Genomic DNA, 21,070 nt, shown 5'->3' with positions numbered 1-21,070 from the left:
AGGAAGAATAATGATAACTATCGAAAGGCTTGAAGAGTCTCATGTGGCGTTAGTTCATGCTATCCAACTAGGCGATGAACAGGTTAAGTTCGCTGACACAGCTGCGGAGTTTTTATTACGCGGCAGTGAAACGACGCACTTGCACGTGATTAAGTTTGATAACGATGTGGTGGGTTTCTTCAAGCTAGATATCGCTTACGCAGAGCACTACGAATTCTGCCCTGAAGGAAGCATTGGGTTAAGAGCCTTTGTTGTTGATAAAAACCAGCAAGGTAAAGGTTTGGGAACAGGCACGGTCAAAGCTTTGTTTCCATATTTAAAAGCCAATTACTCAGCGTATGAGTCGATTTATTTAACCGTGAATTGTAAAAATCCCGCAGCATTCAATTGCTATAAGAAAGGCGGCTTCGAAGATACTAATGAACAGTATCTAGGTGGCGCAGCAGGCCCGCAATTTATTATGCGTGGGCGAATTGCTTAGTGACATGAAACCCGTTTCCACTGAGCTAAAACCCCAACAAGGTATGTTATGAAACAGAATATTGTCCACATTGCACTAGTGGTAAAAGACTACGATGAAGCGCTTGATTTTTATGTAAACAAGCTTAAGTTTGATCTCATCGAAGATACGTATCTCCCCGAAGAAGATAAGCGCTGGGTTGTTGTTGCTCCACCAAATTCAACCGGTGTGAGCCTGTTACTTGCCAGAGCTTCCAAGCCAGAGCAACTTGATTTCATCGGTAACCAAGCTGGTGGACGCGTATTCCTATTCTTAAACACCGATGATTTCTGGCGTGATTACGAACGCATGACGTCTTTGGGTATTAACTTTGTCCGAGAGCCTAAAGAGCAAAGCTACGGTACGGTTGCTGTGTTTGAAGATCTTTACGGTAACTTGTGGGATCTACTTCAGTTAACCCCGGAACACCCTATGGCTAACAGGTAGATAAGCTTACCCATAACCTGAATTCTAGACGCACGGATTTACAGGAGCGACATGGAAGTCAGAAGGTATCAACCCAAGTATTCAAACGCATTACAGGCTCCATGAGCTAACGATCGGAATGACTCCTAGTAAACTGATAATAAGACGCATTGGAACAGTGATCGTCTCTGCAAACTGAGAAGAGAAACACGTTTATACTGACATGGGTTGCGCCGCTGATTTTAAAAGTGGCGCTATGAATGTAAGCTTGATTAGGTTAAATCTCAGAGGTGACGATGAAAAAATTACTACCACTATGCGCCATTTTACTCTTGGCATCATTTTCAGCTGCGGCTTCTGATGGTTTGATTAAATACCAAAGTAATTACTCAGTGAAAGAGACGGCTGATCGCTTCGAAGAGATCGCCAAAAGCAAAGGTTTGACCTTGTTTGCGAGAATCAATCATCAGAAAAACGCGAGTAAGGTCGATCTTGAATTGAGACCAACGGAAGTGATCATCTTTGGTAACCCGAAAGTAGGGACACCATTAATGCAATGTGCTCAAGAAGTCGCGATAGATTTACCACAGAAGGTGTTAGTCACTGAAGATTCTAGTAAGAAAGTATGGTTATCTTACAACGATCCTAATTACTTGGTAGAGCGTCACGCGATAAATGGCTGTGACGAAGTGGTTAAGAAGATATCGGCTGTACTAAGTAAGCTTTCAGAAGCGACCGTGGCGAAAGCTGAATAGCCGAGACCAATAAGCACGACGGGTGCGACATGACGATGATACAGCCTCCCAATCATTGTGTGGTGCATTGACAACTAAGCAACAATATATAAAAGTAGTGTTATGAAACTGAATTTAGCGCCATCTAACCAACGAATTATCATCATTCCATAGGAATGGTGGGATTGTTGATGCGCTTTGTTTATCGAACCCACCTGTAAGGTGGGTTTTTTGTAGCTGTCTTATGGGTTTATCTAAATAGAGGAAGTCATATGAAAAAGATCGCGGTTTTTGGCAAGCCTGGGAGTGGAAAATCTACTATTAGCAAAGCGTTGGCAGTAGCCACAGGCATTGAGCTTCATCAGTTGGACTCTATTGTTTATAAGACCAACGGAGAGTTTGTTGAGCGTGAAGTGTTCGAGCAGGCTCATGAGAGCATACTTAGTTCAGAAAGTTGGATCATCGATGGATTTGGCCCATTAGGTTCATTCAACACACGTTTAGAAGCCGCTGATACCTTGGTTTATATCGACCTTCCTTATCCAATTAGCTACTGGTTCGTCACCAAGCGAATGCTCAAAGGGTTGTTCGTTAAACCTGAAGGCTGGCCTGATGGAAGTTCTGTTATAAAAGGTACGATACAAAGTTATAAGACACTAAAATTATGCCCGAAATTTTGGAATGACGACTTTAGAGCGCGGTTAGAATTGCGCGCAAAAGAAAAAGAGGTTCATATCATCAGCAGTGTGCGCGAATTGAATAACTTTGTTCGTCAACATGTGACTTAACATGTATTGTTTTACCTTGCTATAAACGTTTTTATTTATTCATAACTTCATGAAAATATTTAGATTTTATCCAATGTGTGGCATATTTTACATATGTTTGGTTTATACAAATAAAAACGGGAAGGCCTCAATGGTCTTCCCATTAGGTATTACTTAACTCAGCGTGCTATTGGTAGTTTGAATAAGAAGCCTTATGCACAACACTTCTTGTATTTCTTACCGCTACCGCAAGAACATGGGTCGTTACGGTTAGGCGTCTTTTCAAATGTCATTGTTTTTGGCTTGTTTAGCAGAATATCAAGTTCAAGCGTATTTTCTTCTTTCTCTGCGTCTACTGTTACGTTAACAAAGATAGTTTGTTCGGCTGCTAGCGCTTCAACTTCTGCTTTACGTGCTTCAGTTTGAACCGTTGCGACGATTGGAGATTCTTCAGTACCCGCTTTAACATCGCGGTTTACGTTGTAGCCAGCAAGAACGTGGTTCTGTCTTGTTTCAATACGGCCTTTGAAAAATAGTTTCGACATTGGGTACTCAGTAAAATGTTGAATGGCGCTATTTTTAATGGTAATAGCGCAATGGAGCGGCGATTATACGCATATATTCAAATTGATAAAGCAGTGATGTGGCTAAAGCTTGTTTAGCTTAATCCAAAAGCAAACCGAATTTTTCCACCCCCGTTTTTAGTGACAGTATAGCGCTCGTAGTGGATTCAGATTGTGTTAAAACATAAATGTAAGGCGGTTATTTTGAAAAAGGTAGTTATTGTAACAGGCGGGAGCAGAGGTATTGGTGCAGCGACGTCTAAGTTGTTGGCCAGCAAGGGTTATGCCGTATGTGTTAACTTCATACATAATGAGTCGAGAGCCGAAGAATTGGTGACTGAGATTCGTGAACAGGGTGGAACGGCTATTAGCGTGCGTGCGGATGTATCTGTTGAATCAGACGTTAAATCGTTGTTCGAGATCGCTTGTAATAAATTAGGAGCAGTGACTCATTTGGTCAATAATGCTGGGATCTTATTTACCCAATCTGCGTTGGTTGATATTGAATTTGACCGCTTTGAGAAAGTGATGAAATCGAATGTGTCCAGCTGCTTCTTGTGTAGCAAAGCGTTCATCAAACAAGCACAAGATGGGGGAGCGATAGTCAATGTTTCTTCCGCGGCCTCTAGAACGGGCGCACCATTTGAATATGTGGATTATGCAGCGTCTAAAGGCGCTATGGATTCATTAACCAAAGGCTTGTCGCTTGAGTTAGCTTCACGAAATATTCGAGTGAATGGCGTTAGACCGGGGTGTATTTATACTGAAATGCACGCCGATGGTGGAGAGCCTGGGCGAGTGGATAGATTAGCATCACAGCTTCCACTTCAGCGTGGCGGTACACCAGAAGAAGTCGCTAATTCGATAGCATGGTTATTGTCTGATGAAGCTTCTTATGTAACAGGCTCGTTTGTAGATATTGCAGGTGGTCGATAGAGCTTTGAAAGCAGGTCGCTAGACTGAGAAATAACAACCTGAAAAAATTAGAATATGGTCAAGTAGTTGAAAGTTTTGTGGTTAACTTATTGTTTATAACAACATAGTGTAACGATGAGTCGCATAGGGGGTTTATGATTAGTTGTAATGATTACGATTATATTGAGATTGTGTGTCTGCATCGATACCCAATTAAATTAACGCTGAGGTCTGGTGAACAGATAGAATGTGTCGGATTAGATACACAGCGTAATGATAACCGCGAAGAGTGCATTAAAGTGAGTCAGCAAGAAACAGAACAACTGGTTGTGTTAACTGAAATTGCAACACTAGAAGTCTGTGTCGATAACCCTCACTTTCAGCATATTTCATTCATAACGTCATGAGCTTTTAAATGAATAACACGACTGAACAATGCTATTGCGCCGCGTGCAGAGAAGAGACACAACATGTTGTGGTTTTGGTTAGAAAAGAAAGTCCGTTTGCAGGCAGGCCGAATCAAAAGCGACATGAGTTCTGGTCGGGAGTGATCAAAGGGTGGTTCCTCGGTCCGTTTATCGCATCAATGGATGAGTTTTCTCGTCATCTTGTCTGTGAAAAGTGTGGTCATAAAGAGATACAAGATTAATAGTGTTACTCTGCGAAACTTTGGATTTAATACAGTTACAGCATCAATTGGCTTAGGAAGAAAACGAATGAAAGTAGAAATGATTGAAGCCGTAAAGGCGTACGGCTTTTCAGTAAGAACCACCAATACCGATGAGATTGACCCAGCTAAAGCCAAGATAGGCCAATTGTGGCAGGGCTTTTTTGACCAAGTATTTCCCACATTAACGCCTGATTCAAAAGTATATGGTATCTACACCAATTACGAGTCTGACTTTACCGGTGAATTTGATGTTATCGCGTGTACTAATGTACTTACAGATCAGAGTTTAGATGCGCTTGTTGAAACCGAAATAAAAGCAGGGAAGTACTTAACGTTCTCTGCCGAAGGTGAATTACCACAAGCGGTTATCGATTTATGGGGAGAGGTGTGGGCTTATTTCAACGACCCAGATTGTCCACATACGCGAACTTACACAACTGATTTTGAGTTTTACAAAGGCGAAATGGCTGTCGAGATTTCGATAGCGATTAAGTGATTGGTTTAAAGAGTACAAAGGCTTAGCTGAGACTGCGGTTTCTAATTAATAGACAGCGGCAACGGGTTAAGCCTTTGAATATCGGTTAATTACAAATAAGATACAGTGTCACGTAATTGCTTAATCCCCCTCGTTTTATCTATCCCTGAATTCCCTTAAGTCACCCAAAAACAGAATCTTGCTTGGTTTCATTCCACAAAGGGTATTGCTTCATTACTTGGGTGTAGAGTTTGCTGTCTAGGTGCGCTCTTAACCAACGTCCTACGTTTTGATATTCAGATTGCACAAACCACTTCTTTTCAACTCTTACAAACTGGCTAACAAACGGCATAACCGCAAAGTCGGCGAGGCTAGGCGTATCGCCAAACAGGTACTCGTGATTAGCGAGTTTACTTTCCAGCTCTGAGATAAACCCTTCGCACGCTTTTCTGCGTTGTTCTATATCGACGTTTCGATAGCGAACAGACGCGCGATACTTTTCTAGGTGACCAATAAACTCATTGTCGTTACGAGCAATCAACTCAAGAACCTCTTGATTTAGTGCAGGCTCGCTTGAACGCATCAGATCTTGAGGATCGTTTTGTTCCAATGCCCAAATCACCACTTCTATGCTTTGTTCTATAATCGTACCTTGTGGCAGCACAAGTACCGGTACAGTGCCTTTCGGCGAGCTAGCTAATAGTTCGCTAGGCTTGTCTTTAGTGACGATTTCTCGAAGTAACACTTTTTGTTGTGATAAAACGATGCCCATTCGGCCGCGCATTGCGTAAGGGCAACGGCGCAAAGAATAAAAGATAGGTAAATCGGATTCGTTTGGCATTATTGAGGTCATTTAGTTTGAAAAGTGTTGTTAGGTGGTAAAGAGATCGTGATGTGGGTAGAATACGCGGCTTAAAAATTATAAGTAAGTGAGCGACTTCAAAAATGAGCAGAAAAATTGAGTTATTAGCCCCAGGTGGCGATGTAGAAGCGATAAAAGCAGCCATCGTAGCTGGTGCCAATGCGGTTTATTGTGGTTTAGACACCTTCAATGCTCGTAACAGAGCTTCTAACCTATCGTTAGATGAATTGAACGGTGTAATTCGCCTTGCTCATGAATACGGCTGTGAAGTGTTCCTGACTCTTAACGTTGTACTGCTTGAGCACGAAACGAAGAGCATCACTAAGCTACTTAACCAACTGGTGAACACCAAAGTCGACGGCATCATCGTTCAAGACTTGGGTTTGTTCAACCTAGTGAAGAAGCACTTCCCATCACTGGATGTTCACGCATCAACTCAGTTAACAACGCACAACGAAGGCCAGATTAAGTTCTTGTCTAAGATTGGCGCAACTCGCGTTAACTTGTCACGTGAGTTAAACCTTCCAGAAATTAAGATGCTGACAGAAGTGGCACACGATCACGATGTACTGACAGAAGTCTTCGTACACGGCGCGTTGTGTATTGCATTTTCTGGTCAATGCTACTCAAGCTCTGTAAGTGTGGGTAACTCGGGTAACCGTGGTCGTTGTAGCCAAGCGTGTCGTGATGAATACGAGATCACCAACGCGGGCAACAAGTTCCCACTTAACTTAAAAGATAACTCAGCTTACTACGATCTACCTGAATTGGTTGACGCGAAAGTTGACTCATTGAAAGTAGAAGGTCGTATTAAAGGCGCACACTACGTTTACACAGTGGTAGACACGTGGCGCAAACAGATTGATAGCTTTGTAGAGAGTGGTTTGCTGATCGAAGATGATTCGAACCTGCACAAAGTATTCAACCGTGATTTCACTAACTCTTTCTTAAAGGGCAACCTGACGAAAGACATGTTCATTGATAACCCGCGCGACAACAGCATGAACTACGCTGTTGAGAAAGCGACGGAGCAGAACAACGAAATCTCGGTAGTACAGATTCAAGAAGTGACGAACGAACTTCACCAAGCGAAAGACGTTCTTGGCAACGAGATGCGTGAAAAGATCGAGTTCCTTGATATTCGTAAAACGCCAGTTGCTCTGTCTTTCAGTGCGAAAGAAGGTCAGCCATTTACGGTGACTGTGAACACATCAAAAGAGAACTTTACCCTTCAATCTAAATCGCTACTTGTGGCGGTTGAAGAGAAGGCGATCACCCAAGAGCTGCTTGAGAAGCGTTTCAAGAACGTGAAGAGTGCGGTTCATACACTAGAAAGCCACGACTTCAGTGAAGTTGACGCTGGCCTTGTGATTCCATTGAAAGAAGTGTCTGACCTTAAAGACGAGATCGACTTCATTCTGAACGGCTCTGTGGAAGTGATTAAGCACGTTGAAGTGCCAGCACTGCCACAACATCCTAAAGTAAATGAACAGCCAACCATGTCGATGCTGATTGCTGATGTGGAAGACTTGCACCTGTGTGACGTAACTGATGCCGATGTGTACTTCAAACTGCCTGAAAGCTTCAAGAAGCGTTGCAACAAGTACATCGACATCTTGGCTGCAAACCCACGTTTGATTCCTTGGTTCCCAGCGGTATTGATCGGTAAAGATTACGACGAAGCGGTTCGTATTCTTGAAGAGATCAAACCTGCGCGCATCGTGACCAACAACACGGGTATTGCGTACAAGGCTTACGAAATGGGCATGGAGTGGGTTGCAGGTCCGTTCATGAACACAACCAACTCTCACGCATTAGTGACTCTGAAAGAAGAGCTTAACTGTGCAGGTGCATTCATTTCGAACGAGATCAACAAAGGTCAGATTCGTCATATTCGCCGCCCGGAAAACTTCAAACTGTTCTACAGCATCTACCACCCAATCTTGATGATGACCAGTCGTCAGTGTTTCTTCCAAAGAACGGTAGGTTGTAACAAGCCAAGTATTGAAGCAGGTTGTATGTTGAAGTGTGAGAAAGCGACCACAATTACTAACGTGAAAGGCATCTCTTTCGCGGTTGATAAGCAGAAGGGTGGCTACCCAAGCATTTACAACCACGAGCAGTTCTTAAACCATGACGCTGTAACCGATTTCTCAGGCTTGTTTGACGAGTTCTTCATTGACCTAACCAACATTGGTGCAGGTTCGAAAGAAGTACAAGACAAAGTAGAGCTTATCAAGCACTTCGAAGCGCTACTGAACGGCGTAGAAGGTTCACAACAGAACCTAGAGCAGCTAGTTGAAGTTCGAACTAATGCTCAATACGTGCAAGGTTTATAGCTTTTAAGACAAAGAGCATTCAAGGTCTATGAGCCTTAACCGCTTATAAGCACTCCGAACCAATAAACAAAAAGCCACTCAATCGAGTGGCTTTTTAGTGTCTGAGACTTACTAAGTCGTTCTTAGCTTGAGAATACGTTATTCCGTCACAGCTTCCTGTTTGAAGCATGGGCTTTTCAACGTGTTCATCTTTTCGATTTCGTTTGTTAAGCGCAGCGAAAGAAGGGCTTTTTGGTTTGAAGCAAAATCAAACATCACGATGGTTGCAGTGCCAACCGTTGTGAGCTTTTGTTGTGCTTTACTGACGATCGCGTATTCCATAGTAAAGCGGTCGTCTTGAATATCGGTGACGCGTGATCCAATCATCAATGTGTCTGGGTAGGTGACTGGACGGAAGTACTTACAATAAGTGTCACCAAGTACAGGGCCAACTTTGGTGAGAGCCATTTCTTCCATCAGTTCGACGTGTTTAAAAAAATCTAAGCGAGCCGTTTCGAAATAACGAAAATACACCGCGTTGTTAACGTGATTAAGTGCATCCATTTCTCCCCAAGCGACAGGTATTTCTGTTACTACTGGGTAGTCAGACAATAATTCTTCCATGCGAACCCTCTTATTGTTATCTGTGTAATTAATGTTATCTGGGTAATTAACGTTATCTGCTTATCCTTCAGCGGGATAAGTTGTTATTGGAATAAAAACCCTACCGCCAAATTAACAAAACTGCAACACGTGTGATTCAAGTTTTTGAAGCTCGAAATCACACAATGTCAGACACTTAGTTACATATGCAGGCAATGGTTAGGCATTAAGGTGTTTGAATTGCAGCTCAACCAAGCGTTGGTACAATTCACAGCTATTGATGAGCGACTGGTGGTCGCCGATGTCTACGAGTTGTCCTTTATCGAGTACCGCAATTTGGTCGGCGTGTTTAATTGTTGATAATCGGTGGGCAATAATGATCGTCGTTCTGCCGCGCATTAATTCTTCCAATGCTTGCTGAACATGATGCTCACTTTCACTGTCTAGCGCACTGGTTGCTTCATCCAATAACAGAATGTTTGGGTCTTTCAAGATGGCACGTGCAATCGCAATTCGCTGACGTTGACCGCCAGACAACCTCACGCCACGTTCACCAAGAAAGCTATGATAACCGTCTGGTAGATTTTGAATGAACTCGTGCGCGTGGGCTTTCTTAGCCGCCTCGATAACTTGTTCGTCGGTCGCATCTGGATTGCCATAGCGAATGTTATGGAACACATCGTTACTGAACAAAGCAGGTTGTTGCGGCACCAATGCCATCTGCTTTCTTAATTCGTTCGGATCAAACTGATTCAGTTTAATGCCGCCTAGCGTTACCTTACCCACTTGAGGGTCATAGAAACGTTGCAGCAGTTCGAATAGGGTGGTTTTACCTGCGCCAGACGGGCCAACCAACGCCAACACTTTGCCTTCATGTGCAGTTAAAGAGAGGTTGCTTGTTGCTGGCTGGTCTGGTCTTGATGGATAACAGAAGGTCACCTCATCAAAAGCGACTTCTGGTGTTAAGTTATCTAGTGATGTTGGGTTTTCTACAGGCGCGACAATGTGGCTCTCCACTTGTAGAATTTCGATCAATCGTTCGGTTGCACCAGCCGCACGTTGCAGTTCACCCATCACTTCTGAAATCGTTCCTAGCGATGAAGCGACCATAATCGCGTAGAACACAAACGCTGCTAAATCACCCGCCGACATTGTGCCGTTAATCACATCGCTACCACCAACCCAAAGCATGCCAGCAATCGCACTGAACACGATTACAATCACGCCGGATATAAGTATCGCGCGCTGTTTTACGCGTCGACGACCAATCTCATAAGCCTTTTCCACTTCAATCGCGAACGATGCTTTCTCTTGTGCTTCTCGGCTGTAGCTTTGTACGGTTTTGATGTGTTCAATCGCTTCGCCAGCATAAGAACCCACATCAGACATTGAATCTTGGCTCTGGCGAGAGAGGGCTCTCACACGTCGTCCGTATACCAAAATCGGAATCAAGATAAACGGCACAGAGGCCAACACGATCAGCGTTAGCTTAATGTTGGTCGCAAATAGCATGATGATTGCACCAGCACACATCAGCGCGCTACGCATCGCCATAGAGAACGACGAACCTATGATGCTTTGCAACAGGGTTGTGTCTGTTGTGATGCGCGACATGATATCGCCACTGCCATTGGTTTCAAAGTAACTCGGGTGAAGTGTCACAACATGATTGAAGACCGATAAACGAATATCCGCACTCACACGTTCCCCAACAGAAGAGACCAAGTAGAAGCGGAAGAAGGTACCAATCGAGATCAACACGACCACGACCATGATGAATTGAATCGCACTGCCCAAGTCTGATAGCGATTGTTGGCTGAATCCTTGGTCGATAAGAAGGCGGATACCGTGTCCGACCGAAAGGGTTAAGCTCGCGGTGAAGATAAGCGCAATCAACGCTGCAATCACACGGCCTTTATAAGGCTGAATAAATTTGCTCAGCTCTAGCAAAATACTGAGGCTTTTCTTCTCAGGTTTGGGTTCTGGCGCTTGCTGAGTCTGTCGCTGAGTGGATTCGAGCGTCGAAGAGACATCGTTTTGCATATGACTGCCTTAATGTGTTGTCGCTTTAAAAAATAGATGGCTTGTTGCTTGTAGTGCGTGTTGTTCACTGGGAAGCACTTGTTGAGAATAGAATCCATTAAAGCATTTATTATAGGTGGACGCTCCTACGGAAGCGTAATTTCCCAAATTTCATTAAGGCTAAGTGACTCATACAGATTGGCTAAAAGTAAAATTAGTCATTCTGCTCTTCGTGATTTGAAAGACTATTGGATTACTGACCCCTTATTTTTATGCAAGTAAATCGGCGATAATAGGGAAGTGCGTTCATAGTTATTTCTATACGTGTTGATCTATAAATTAATGGTGAAACGTTTGCTTTTTATCTAGAAACGAGCTTTATCAATGACTTGTATTTTATAGATGTAAGACCAGTCATTGAGACTGTTTTTTGTGCAATATTTGTTACAAAAATTCAACAAATTAATTTTTTATACATTTTTCTTGCATAAAAGTTCAGTTAAAATAGAATAACTAACAAATGACAATTAATGCAGTAATCTGGCATGAGTATTCAAGTAAAGAGCATCAACAAATCATATGGCGATATCCAAGTTCTTCACGACATCAGTTTTAACTGTGAGAGTGGTGAAACCTTGGTACTGCTTGGCCCGAGCGGCGCTGGTAAGAGTTCACTACTGCGTGTTTTGAATCTGCTAGAAATCGCGGACAACGGTGAATTAGACATTGCGGATGAGCAATTCGATTTTTCAAGCCAGATCCAAGAGAAGCAGGGGCTTAAACTTCGTCGTAAAGTTGGCATGGTTTTCCAGCAATACAACTTGTGGCCACACATGACGGTAATGGAAAACTTGATTGAAGCGCCAACCAAAGTAGCCGGCTTAGATAAAGAAAAAGCGATTAAGCAAGCACAAACGGTATTAACGACCTTACAGCTTGCAGACAAAGCAGACGCTTGGCCATTGCAACTGTCAGGTGGTCAGCAACAACGTGTTGCGATTGCTCGTGCTCTTATGATGAAACCAGATGTATTGTTGTTTGACGAACCAACGGCAGCACTCGACCCAGAGATCACCAACCAAGTTGTTAGCATCATCAAAGAGCTAAGCGGCACCGGGATCACTCAGGTTGTTGTGACTCACGAAGTTGATTTCGCCAAGAAGATTGCAAGCCATGTTCTTTACCTTGAGAAGGGTTACATCGTGGAACACGGCACCAACGACGCATTTATTAATCCGCAGACTCCAGAGTTTGCCGAGTATTTGACTCATTAAGTCATTCATTAAAACAAGTTAATTCACTAGATTTAGCTAAACACAACATCGATTAAAACAATCAAATTATAAGAATGGCCACAGGCCACTATCACAATGTATTCGGAGTAACAAAATGAAAAAGATTCTACTAGCTTCACTTATCGGCCTTGCTTCTTTCAACGCAGCGGCTCAAGAAGAAATCAAATTCGCAATGGAAGCAACTTACGCACCGTTCGAATACATGGACGAGAACAACCAAATCCAAGGTTTTGACGTAGACCTAGCAAACGCACTTTGTGAAGAGATGAAAGCGACATGTACTTTCCATAACCAAGCGTTCGATAGCCTAATCCCAGCTCTTAAATTCAAACGTTACGATGCAGCTATCTCGGCAATGGACATCACTGAAGCGCGTCTTCAACAAGTAAACTTCTCTGATGCTTACTACGACAACTCTGCAGCATTCATCTCTATTGAAGGCAAAGTCGCAGACCAAGCTGCACTTGAAGGCAAGCGTATCGGTGTTCAAAACGGTTCGACTCACCAAAGCTACCTACTTGAGCAACTGCCAGGTGTAACTGCTGTTCCTTACTCAAGCTACCAAGATGCTTTCATCGACATGAAAAACGGTCGTATCGATTCTGTATTTGGTGACACTGCCGTAGTCGCTGAATGGTTCAAAAAGCAAGACAACCTAACGTACGTTGGCGACCAAGTAACAAACCAAGAGTACTTCGGTAACGGTTTCGGCATTGCAGTAAACAAGAGCAACCCAGAGCTCGTCGCACAGCTGAATACAGCACTTGCAGCAGTGAAAGCGAACGGTGAATACGACAAGATCTTCAACAAGTACTTCGGTAAGTAATATGCAGTTAACGGGTTACTCTTTAGGGCTCGTCGAAGCAAGCTGGATGACAATTCAGCTTGCATTCGTAAGTCTATTGGTTGGATTAGTTTTAGCGGTATTGTTTGCTGGCGGTGAAATGTCTCGTCGTATTGCAATCAAATGGCCGACAACCGCGTTCGTGACAATCGTACGTGGTCTGCCAGAAATCTTGGTAGTTTTGTTTATCTACTTTGGTTCAACACAAGTGCTCTTCATGATCACTGGTGACTTTATTGAAGTTAGCCCGTTCTTATCTGGTGTTGTTGCGTTGTCACTTATCTTCGCTTCTTACGCTTCACAAACCATTCGTGGTGCATTGAAGGCAGTAAGCAGAGGGCAGAGAGAAGCGGCGAGTGCATTGGGTATTCCTCAATCTCGCGCATTTTTCAGAATCGTATTGCCACAAGCAGTAAGACACGCACTACCAGGCTTAACGAACCAGTGGTTGGTTCTATTAAAAGATACAGCACTGGTTTCACTAATCGGCGTCACCGATCTACTGAAGCAAGCGCAGTTAACATCAGCCGCAACGCACGAAGCATTTACTTGGTACGCAACGGCGGCAGCTATTTATCTAATCATCACATTGATTACACAAAGAGCAGTAAAAGTGATTGATGGTAAGTTCTCTATTCAAGGTTTGGGTAACAAAGGGGCAATGGCATGAATCAACAATACCTCTCTCAAATGCTTGAAGGCTTAGCCACCAGTCTTCAACTGACCGGCGCTTCACTGCTTGTTGGTTGTATCTTGTCTCTGTTGATGACGGTAACACTGATCCTAAGATTACCAGTAATACATTGGTTCACTCGTAGCCTTATTACGTTGTTCACGGGTACACCATTATTGGTTCAAATCTTCTTGGTGTACTACGGTCCGGGTCAGTTCGATTGGATTCGTGAAAGCTTCCTATGGGCGTGGCTAAGCCAACCTTGGTTCTGCGCGATGTTGGCATTGGCATTGAACACCGCAGCGTACAGCACGCTACTGTTCAGAGGCGCATTCAACGCGATTCCAGCAGGGCAGTGGGAAGCATGTCGCGCACTCGGTATGGACAAAGTAGCAACGCTTAAAGTGTTACTGCCATACGCACTACGCCGCGCCGTTCCTGCTTACTCAAACGAAGTGATTCTTGTCTTCAAAGGTACATCACTGGCAAGCACTATCACCATCATGGATTTGATGGGGTACGCCCAGCGTATTAACGGCCAAACCTACGACACACTGACTGTGTTCGGTATTGCTGGCGCATTCTACCTAGCAGTAAACGGCATTTTAACGCTGATCTTCCGCCAAGTAGAGAAGAAAGCCCTCGCATTCGAAGCCGCGTAAGCTAGCAATTCACAAGTCTAACTAACGTATAAAACCTGCCATTTATCTTCGCTAGATGGCAGGCTTTTTTGTGTTTGGAGTATTAGTGGGGATACTGTGATTACATACAGAACTATAAGGTTTTCGCTAAATTCATACTATATAGAAATATTCTACATTTTGTCATTCGGTGTGCTTATCTATGTTTTAAGTCACTGAAATACTGTGATTAATCGTGGTAGAATGCTGTGTATATGAAACTAGACAGAAAAATTCTATATTTAAATGCAGAATTTTTCTGTCTAAGAACTGTTATATAGTGACGTTTACTAAGTTTAAGGTGTAACGCTTTGAATTCAAAGTATTACGTAAGATCGAGTGTGCCTCTTACAAGCGAAAATAAGGGTGAGCAGGGGGCATTCTCATGCTACCCTCAAAGCACAGCTCGTCTGGTTAATACGCTTGCGATTAAAATCAGAACGAGCTGTGCTTTGAGGTAAGGCATTTTCCGCTGCCTCAGCTTCGATTTTTGCGTGTCCAAAGGGCAATTGAGCGCGTGAAAGATTGATAGTGCGATATCATGAAGTTTTGGTCACTAATATAACAAGACGTTCAAGAGCGACTCACAACGCGTGGCATTTTTACTATGCGTTGATATAAGTGATTACGGGGTCTGCAGTGACTGATGTATTGCGTTGCTCACGCCTTAACTCATCGTTAGGGCGCAAGGAGTAAAATGATGATTCATCACATAGATCATATTGTTCTCACAGTCTCCGACATAGAAAAATCAGTGGACTTTTATAAACGGGTTTTGTGCATGGAAGAGGTGACTTTTGCCAATGGCCGTAAGGCTGTAACGTTCGGAAATCAAAAGATTAACTTTCAGCTTCTTGGCCAAGAACCGCGAAATGTAGCTAATGTTGGTTCAGGTGATGTTTGCTTAATTTCAGATTGGCCGTTGACATCAGTGGTAAACCATTTAGTCAAAGAAAATGTCAAAATCATAGAGGGTCCAGTCGAAAAATCAGGAGCTGTTGGTGCAATCCAATCGGTCTATTTTTTGGATCTTGATAAAAACTTAATAGAAGTCAGCGTGTATCAATAGGCTCTGCGCCCTAACAAACTGTTCAAGAGGGATTCGCAACGCGTGGCATTTTTACTATGCGTTGGTTTTAGTGATTAAGGTGGTATGCGGCGGCTTCGGTATTGCGTTGCTCACCCCTTAACAGGGCGTTATGTTCACGGAGATAAAATGTCACATCCTATTTACTACAATTCGATCGTACATGAAGCGTACTATATTGAACAATTAGCTTCGGCAAGCGCTAATCATGTGAGCAAGTTGTCAGAATCGTACAACACAGAAAAGGCGGAAGAATACTCTGTTTCTGAATATGAAATAGAGTACGCGTCTTACATTGAATGGTTAATTGAGACGGTAAGTAGTCACCTCATTCTATGTGCTACACGTACAAGGGTTTTACAAGATAGCTATGACTTTTCTATTGAAGATAATCCCCAATATTCACCCGATCTAGAAGCTTTTAAGCATTTTGAAAAAGTTGCCGAAGTAATAAAAGGAAGTTTTAAGCCTTCTCTACGTGAGTGTTGTAATAAAATTATTCATGCAACTTCGTACGATTTAGTGTTCGCCAAAAATGAATCTGGCTCAGAGTATTGGGTAGGTAAGTGTGAGCTCAAAGGTAGCTTCAATAAAAAAGACTGGATCATTGTATTGGATGCGACAAAGTTTTGTTTTGCTTTAAGGTATTACATTGATTTAATTAAGCACCTTTAGCAATGTGAACATAACAAAGCGTTTAAGGCGGATTCACAACGCTTGGCATCTTTGGTTTGAATCAGCTTTAGTGTTTACGGCACAATGTTTAGGTTTGGTGATCGCGTTGTTCACCACTTAACGCGGCGTTAGTACGGGTTTGACATCAATGGTCTTAAGTTTTGGTGTTTATCTGTTTTGGCGCTCGTCTTTACACCTTTCAGTTTGTGCCTTTCACGTTCTTTCCGGTGGCACTATATGCGGAGTGTTCGCTTTGTTTTCACCGTTTACGGTTTCTAACTCTTAGTCTATTTCTTTGGCGCTTTTTCGCTTCCGCTGTACTTCCTAAGTGAATCCTATCTTTCTTTAAGTGTTGCATTAAAGTGCGAGGATCGAATCCTTTTCTAATTTGAAGCAAGTGAAAGTAGGGCTGTTCAGTGCGTTTTTCTTCTAGCCAACTTTTGTCTCCTAATCGAGTGTAAGTTTTGTAGCTACCCGTCTCACTTCAGTGTTCAAAGCCTTTCATATTATGCCAGTTTTCAATATCTTGGAGCGCATAAATAGAAGTAGCGCATGTACTAACAAATTGCTTAAGAGTGATTCGTAACGCGTGGCATTTTTACTATGCGGTGGCTTATGATGATTAAGGCGCTGTGCGGTAGCTTTTGTATTGCGTTACTCACACCTTAGCAAGGCGTTATATAGTGACGTTTACTAAGTTTAAGGTGTAACGCTTTGAATTCAAAGTATTACGTAAGATCGAGTGTGCCTCTTACAAGCGAAAATAAGGGTGAGCAGGGGGCATTCTCATGCTACCCTCAAAGCACAGCTCGTCTGGTTAATACGCTTGCGATTAAAATCAGAACGAGCTGTGCTTTGAGGTAAGGCATTTTCCGCTGCCTCAGCTTCGATTTTTGCGTGTCCAAAGGGCAATTGAGCGCGTGAAAGATTGATAGTGCGATATCATGAAGTTTTGGTCACTAATATAACAAGACGTTCAAGAGCGACTCACAACGCGTGGCATTTTTACTATGCGTTGATATAAGTGATTACGGGGTCTGCAGTGACTGATGTATTGCGTTGCTCACGCCTTAACTCATCGTTATATGCCCGAGTGGAGATATATGGAACATTTAGTTAATCAGTTGCTTCTAAGCGGTAGAGAAGGTCTGTGGTGGGATTTTAAACAAAAATTTCATGAAAATATCGCTGCGTTAGTCCATGACATTTTATGTATGGCAAATGTCATACATGATGGTAATAGATATATTGTCTTTGGCATTTCAGACTCACTTGAGGTACTAGGTTTATCTCAGGAAGATAAGTCATACAGCCAAGCAGACATTATCAATCATTTACGAAAGTTGGCATTTAGTGAACATAACGTACCCAATATACAATTGAATGCTTTGGTATACAAAGGTGCTGAGATTGCTGTACTAACAATATTTAATGAACGGCTTAAGCCGTATTACCTCACACAGGAGTTTCGTTGTAAGAACAAGCTCATTCGTGCCGGGGTTGTTTACTCGCGTGTTGAGGACACTAATACGCCATTAGATTCATGTGCGAATCCATCTGACCTAAAGGCTATGTGGTCTGAAAGGTTTGGACTTGATTTATCCGCCCCTAAACGGTTTTCGATTATCTTAGAAGACTCCGAAAACTGGATTTATGACGGAGTAGATAAAGCTTATTATGCAGTTGATCCTGACTTTACAATCGAGATAGGTGAACTTGAATATGAAGGTGGTAACTATTGGTGGCAAAATGTTCTTGTCGAACAACCAAAACAGTATAACTACTATCTAAAATATAAAAATGCTGTAATCGAAGAACTTTTAGTCGTGCATTATTATAAAGAAAATTTGAAAATCCCGTTTCCCGATATTGAATTTATTACATACCCCGAAGCTAATGATGGCTTTGAAGCGGATTTTTACTGTGATTTTTATTATTTTCAAAAAGGTACATTAGTATATAGCTTGTTTAAGCATTTACGGGAAATTGAGACAGCAACGATTACTTCAAGAGCCTTAGCATCTCCAATTTCTTCACAGATTAAGCCACCAATTATTAGACTACCATTTTTTATCATTGGTAATGATAGTGAAAGGCTACAGTTACAAGCTGAGTTCAAAGAGAAATACAATGCATTCATGCTTAATCGAAATAAGTTACTTGAGTCAAGGTTTCCAGATGGTAACTACAACCGTTGGCACATTGAAAGGGTGTTCTCTGAATGGATCTTCGAGCAACTCGTGTAGGCATATAACAAAGCATTTAAGGTTCCAATAACGTTGCCTAATTAGATATAAATAAAACGCACATAACAAAACGTTTAAGAGCGATTCGTAAACGCGTGCCATTTTCGCTTCGCTCCAATTGTGGCACACATTCACTCACGCCTTAACGTGGCGTTAGTTTGCAAAGGGCAGAAAAGCGTTTGTGGTCTAAGAGCGTTGTTCTACGTTCTAGCTATTCACCTGTTCGTTTTTCAATCTCACGAACTTTCCGGTGGCACTGTATTGGAAGCGTTTGCGGTGCGTTAGTCACTTACTGGTTCTAACATTGTTGCTAATTCTTTGGCGCGTCTTCTTTGTCTTGGTGACTAATTTCGCTAATAAATGGCTTGGTCACACTTGGTTGTCAGGTTAATTGAATGAATCCTTTGCCAGTTAAAGCGCTTCAAACCGTGGTCATTTGTCGTATGTCGCTTCTTAGCCAAGTGCGTTGTGTTGGTTGGGTTTAAATTCCGAGCTGCTCGTTTTACTTTTGTGTTCAAAGCCAGTAGTTTCATAATTAATTCAGCACCTTGGCGCTAAACAGCTGGCTTCATCGTGGTGGCAAACTAACAAAGCGCTTAAGACGGACTAACAAACGCTCGGCATTTTTGGTTTGGTTAAGTTGTGTGTTTAAGGTGTTCAAATTGAGTCAGGTGGCAGGTTTGTTAGCCACTTAGCTTAGCGTTATATAGTGACGTTTACTAAGTTTAAGGTGTAACGCTTTGAATTCAAAGTATTACGTAAGATCGAGTGTGCCTCTTACAAGCGAAAATAAGGGTGAGCAGGGGGCATTCTCATGCTACCCTCAAAGCACAGCTCGTCTGGTTAATACGCTTGCGATTAAAATCAGAACGAGCTGTGCTTTGAGGTAAGGCATTTTCCGCTGCCTCAGCTTCGATTTTTGCGTGTCCAAAGGGCAATTGAGCGCGTGAAAGATTGATAGTGCGATATCATGAAGTTTTGGTCACTAATATAACAAGACGTTCAAGAGCGACTCACAACGCGTGGCATTTTTACTATGCGTTGATATAAGTGATTACGGGGTCTGCAGTGACTGATGTATTGCGTTGCTCACGCCTTAACTCATCGTTAGTTTGCAAGGAGCAGAAAAGCGTTTGTGGTCTAAAAGCGTTGTTCTACGTTCTAGCTATTCACCTGACAGCTTTCTAATCTCACTCTCTTTCCGGTGGCACTATGTTGGAAGCGTTTGCGGCGAGTGAGTCACTTACAGGTTCTAACATTGTTGCTAGTTCTGTGGTGCGTCTTCTTTGTCTTGGTGACTAATTTCGCTAACAAATGGCTTGAGCACACTTGGTTGTCAGGTTAATTGAATGAATCCTTTGCCAGTTAAAGCGTTTCAAACCGTGGTCATTTGTCGTATGTCGCTTCTTAGCCAAGTGCGTTTTGTTGGTTGGGTTTTAATTCTGAGCTGCTTGTTTTACTTTTGCGTTTAAAGCCAGTATTTTATAGCTAATTCAGCAACTTGGCGCTAAACCTTTGGTTTCATCGCGGTGGCAAACTAACAAAGCGCTTAAGACGGACTAACAAACGCTCGGCATTTTTGGTTTGGTTAAGTTGTGTGTTTAAGGGGTTCAAATTGAGTCAGGTGGCAGGTTTGTTAGCCACTTAGCTTAGCGTTAGTTTGCAAGGAGCAGAAAAGCGTTTGTGGTCTAAGAGCCTAGTCCGGTTTTATGCTTTACACCTGTTCGTTTTTCAATCTCACGAACTTTCCGGTGGTACTATGTTGGAAGTGTTTGTGGTGAGTGAGTCACTTACTGGTTCTAACATTATCGCTAGTTCTTTGGCGCGTTTTCTTTTTCTTGGTGACTAACTTGCTAACAAATGGCTTGGTCACATTTGGTTGTCAGGTTAGTCGAACGAATCCTTTGCCAGTTAAAGCGCTTCAAACCGTGGTTATATCCCGCATGTCGCTTCTTAGCCAAGTGCGTTTTGTTAGTTGGGTTTAACTTCTGAGCCGCCCGTTTTACTTTTGTGTTCAAAGTCAGTAGTTTCATAGTTAATTCAGCACCTTGGCGCTAAGCCTTTGGCTTCATCGTGGTGGCAAATTAACAAAGCGCTTAAGACAGATTCGCAACGCGTGGCATTTTTAGTATGCGTTGATTTATGTGTTTAAGGTGTTATGCGGTGGCTTTGTATTGCGTTGCTCACTACTTAGCTTAGCGTTAGTTTGCAAAGGGCAGAAAGCGTTTGTGGTCTAAGAGCGTTGTTCTACGTTCTAGCTATTCACCTGTTCCTTTTCCAATCTCACGAACCTTCCGGTGGCACTATATTGGAAGCGTTTGCGGCGAGTTAGTCACTTACTGGCTCTAACATTGTTGCTAATTCGTTGGTGCGTTTTCTTGGTCTTGGCGGCTAATTAGTAAACAAATGGCTTGGTCATATTTGGTTGTCAGGTTGGTCGAACGAATCCTTTGCCAGTTAAAGCGCTTCAAACCGTGGTTGTTTGTCGTATGTCGCTTCTTAGCCAAGTGCGTTTTGTTGGTTGAGTTTAAATTCTGAGCTGTTCGTTTTACTTTTGTGTTCAAAGCCAGTAGTTTCATTGCCAATTCAGCACCTTGGCGCTAAACCTTTGGTTTTATCGCGGTGGCAAACTAACAAAGCGCTTAAGACGGACTAACAAACGCTCGGCATTTTTGGTTTGGTTAAGTTGTGTGTTTAAGGTGTTCAAATTGAGTCA

The 21,070-nt window shown here is 42.7% G+C and carries 23 protein-coding genes; 16 read left to right on the top strand and 7 right to left on the bottom strand.

What is annotated here, in order from left to right; genetic code table 11:
- The first annotated feature begins 10 nt into the window (after window positions 1-10).
- From OCU50_RS07060 to OCU50_RS07045, 4 genes are all read left to right on the top strand, one after another.
- A complete protein-coding gene (locus OCU50_RS07060; protein WP_060467738.1) occupies window positions 11-481 on the top strand; it encodes a GNAT family N-acetyltransferase in 471 nt (156 codons plus the stop codon).
- Between the two features lie 48 nt (window positions 482-529).
- Window positions 530-946: a VOC family protein gene (locus tag OCU50_RS07055; RefSeq protein WP_060467737.1), complete on the top strand. Its 417-nt coding sequence runs from the start codon at window positions 530-532 to the stop codon at window positions 944-946.
- Window positions 947-1,221: 275 nt separating this feature from the next.
- Window positions 1,222-1,680 (top strand): DUF302 domain-containing protein, encoded by a 459-nt coding sequence (locus OCU50_RS07050; protein ID WP_060467736.1) that lies wholly within the window; start codon window positions 1,222-1,224, stop codon window positions 1,678-1,680.
- Between the two features lie 251 nt (window positions 1,681-1,931).
- On the top strand, window positions 1,932-2,447 hold the full coding sequence (locus OCU50_RS07045; protein ID WP_060467735.1) for a P-loop NTPase family protein: 516 nt from the start codon (window positions 1,932-1,934) through the stop codon (window positions 2,445-2,447).
- A gap of 191 nt (window positions 2,448-2,638) precedes the next feature.
- On the opposite strand, the gene OCU50_RS07040 is transcribed toward OCU50_RS07045, so the two are convergent.
- A complete protein-coding gene (locus tag OCU50_RS07040) occupies window positions 2,639-2,971 on the bottom strand; it encodes a PBPRA1643 family SWIM/SEC-C metal-binding motif protein (protein ID WP_060467734.1) in 333 nt (110 codons plus the stop codon).
- A 222-nt stretch (window positions 2,972-3,193) separates the two neighbouring features.
- Here OCU50_RS07040 and OCU50_RS07035 point away from each other — a divergent pair, with 222 nt between their 5' ends.
- From OCU50_RS07035 to OCU50_RS07020, 4 genes are all read left to right on the top strand, one after another.
- A complete protein-coding gene (locus OCU50_RS07035; RefSeq protein ID WP_060467733.1) occupies window positions 3,194-3,925 on the top strand; it encodes a glucose 1-dehydrogenase in 732 nt (243 codons plus the stop codon).
- Between the two features lie 134 nt (window positions 3,926-4,059).
- A complete protein-coding gene (locus OCU50_RS07030; RefSeq protein ID WP_060467732.1) occupies window positions 4,060-4,311 on the top strand; it encodes a Rho-binding antiterminator in 252 nt (83 codons plus the stop codon).
- Between the two features lie 8 nt (window positions 4,312-4,319).
- Window positions 4,320-4,553, top strand: a complete 234-nt coding sequence (locus tag OCU50_RS07025) for a hypothetical protein (RefSeq protein ID WP_060467731.1) — start codon at window positions 4,320-4,322, stop codon at window positions 4,551-4,553.
- A gap of 67 nt (window positions 4,554-4,620) precedes the next feature.
- Window positions 4,621-5,070: a GyrI-like domain-containing protein gene (locus OCU50_RS07020; protein WP_060467730.1), complete on the top strand. Its 450-nt coding sequence runs from the start codon at window positions 4,621-4,623 to the stop codon at window positions 5,068-5,070.
- A 160-nt stretch (window positions 5,071-5,230) separates the two neighbouring features.
- Here OCU50_RS07020 and OCU50_RS07015 read toward each other — a convergent pair whose 3' ends face one another.
- Window positions 5,231-5,890, bottom strand: coding sequence for a glutathione S-transferase (locus tag OCU50_RS07015; RefSeq protein ID WP_060467729.1), 660 nt, complete (start codon window positions 5,888-5,890; stop codon window positions 5,231-5,233).
- Between the two features lie 104 nt (window positions 5,891-5,994).
- Here OCU50_RS07015 and OCU50_RS07010 point away from each other — a divergent pair, with 104 nt between their 5' ends.
- Entirely contained in the window at window positions 5,995-8,250 is a 2,256-nt protein-coding gene (locus tag OCU50_RS07010) for a peptidase U32 family protein (protein ID WP_060467728.1), read from the top strand.
- A 138-nt stretch (window positions 8,251-8,388) separates the two neighbouring features.
- Here OCU50_RS07010 and OCU50_RS07005 read toward each other — a convergent pair whose 3' ends face one another.
- Window positions 8,389-8,853 carry an acyl-CoA thioesterase gene (locus tag OCU50_RS07005; RefSeq protein ID WP_060467727.1) on the bottom strand — a complete coding sequence of 155 codons (465 nt, stop codon included), beginning with the start codon at window positions 8,851-8,853 and terminating at the stop codon, window positions 8,389-8,391.
- Between the two features lie 198 nt (window positions 8,854-9,051).
- Entirely contained in the window at window positions 9,052-10,875 is a 1,824-nt protein-coding gene (locus tag OCU50_RS07000) for an ABC transporter ATP-binding protein/permease (protein WP_060467726.1), read from the bottom strand.
- Between the two features lie 524 nt (window positions 10,876-11,399).
- Between OCU50_RS07000 and artP the strand changes: the two genes are divergently transcribed.
- The 7 genes from artP (at window position 11,400) to OCU50_RS06955 (ending at window position 18,354) form a co-directional block, all read left to right on the top strand.
- Entirely contained in the window at window positions 11,400-12,128 is a 729-nt protein-coding gene (gene artP / locus OCU50_RS06995; RefSeq protein WP_060467725.1) for an arginine ABC transporter ATP-binding protein ArtP, read from the top strand.
- Window positions 12,129-12,243: 115 nt separating this feature from the next.
- Window positions 12,244-12,975, top strand: a complete 732-nt coding sequence (locus OCU50_RS06990) for an arginine ABC transporter substrate-binding protein (RefSeq protein WP_060467724.1) — start codon at window positions 12,244-12,246, stop codon at window positions 12,973-12,975.
- 1 nt (window position 12,976) lies between these two features.
- Window positions 12,977-13,663 (top strand): arginine ABC transporter permease ArtQ, encoded by a 687-nt coding sequence (gene artQ, locus OCU50_RS06985; protein ID WP_060467723.1) that lies wholly within the window; start codon window positions 12,977-12,979, stop codon window positions 13,661-13,663.
- Window positions 13,660-14,328, top strand: coding sequence for an arginine ABC transporter permease ArtM (gene artM, locus OCU50_RS06980; protein ID WP_060467722.1), 669 nt, complete (start codon window positions 13,660-13,662; stop codon window positions 14,326-14,328). The genes artQ and artM overlap by 4 nt, the downstream gene beginning before the upstream one ends.
- 718 nt (window positions 14,329-15,046) lie before the next feature.
- Window positions 15,047-15,415 (top strand): VOC family protein, encoded by a 369-nt coding sequence (locus tag OCU50_RS06975; protein WP_024701877.1) that lies wholly within the window; start codon window positions 15,047-15,049, stop codon window positions 15,413-15,415.
- A 147-nt stretch (window positions 15,416-15,562) separates the two neighbouring features.
- Window positions 15,563-16,108 (top strand): hypothetical protein, encoded by a 546-nt coding sequence (locus OCU50_RS06965; RefSeq protein ID WP_060469824.1) that lies wholly within the window; start codon window positions 15,563-15,565, stop codon window positions 16,106-16,108.
- A 1,103-nt stretch (window positions 16,109-17,211) separates the two neighbouring features.
- Complete coding sequence (locus tag OCU50_RS06955) at window positions 17,212-18,354, top strand: ATP-binding protein (RefSeq protein WP_060469828.1); 1,143 nt, start codon at window positions 17,212-17,214, stop codon at window positions 18,352-18,354.
- Between the two features lie 353 nt (window positions 18,355-18,707).
- Here the strand turns inward: OCU50_RS06955 and OCU50_RS20780 are convergent, their stop codons facing one another.
- From OCU50_RS20780 to OCU50_RS06945, 3 genes are all read right to left on the bottom strand, one after another.
- Window positions 18,708-18,887, bottom strand: coding sequence for a hypothetical protein (locus OCU50_RS20780; protein WP_065311198.1), 180 nt, complete (start codon window positions 18,885-18,887; stop codon window positions 18,708-18,710).
- A gap of 1,320 nt (window positions 18,888-20,207) precedes the next feature.
- Window positions 20,208-20,387, bottom strand: a complete 180-nt coding sequence (locus OCU50_RS06950; protein WP_060469835.1) for a hypothetical protein — start codon at window positions 20,385-20,387, stop codon at window positions 20,208-20,210.
- 324 nt (window positions 20,388-20,711) lie between these two features.
- Entirely contained in the window at window positions 20,712-20,933 is a 222-nt protein-coding gene (locus tag OCU50_RS06945) for a hypothetical protein (protein ID WP_060469811.1), read from the bottom strand.
- Between the last annotated feature and the right edge of the window lie 137 nt (window positions 20,934-21,070).

Source organism: Vibrio toranzoniae (genome assembly GCF_024347655.1).
Lineage (GTDB): Bacteria > Pseudomonadota > Gammaproteobacteria > Enterobacterales > Vibrionaceae > Vibrio > Vibrio toranzoniae.
The sequence above is the reverse complement of the archived record's forward strand: the minus strand, read 5'-3'. Positions and strand labels throughout refer to the sequence as shown.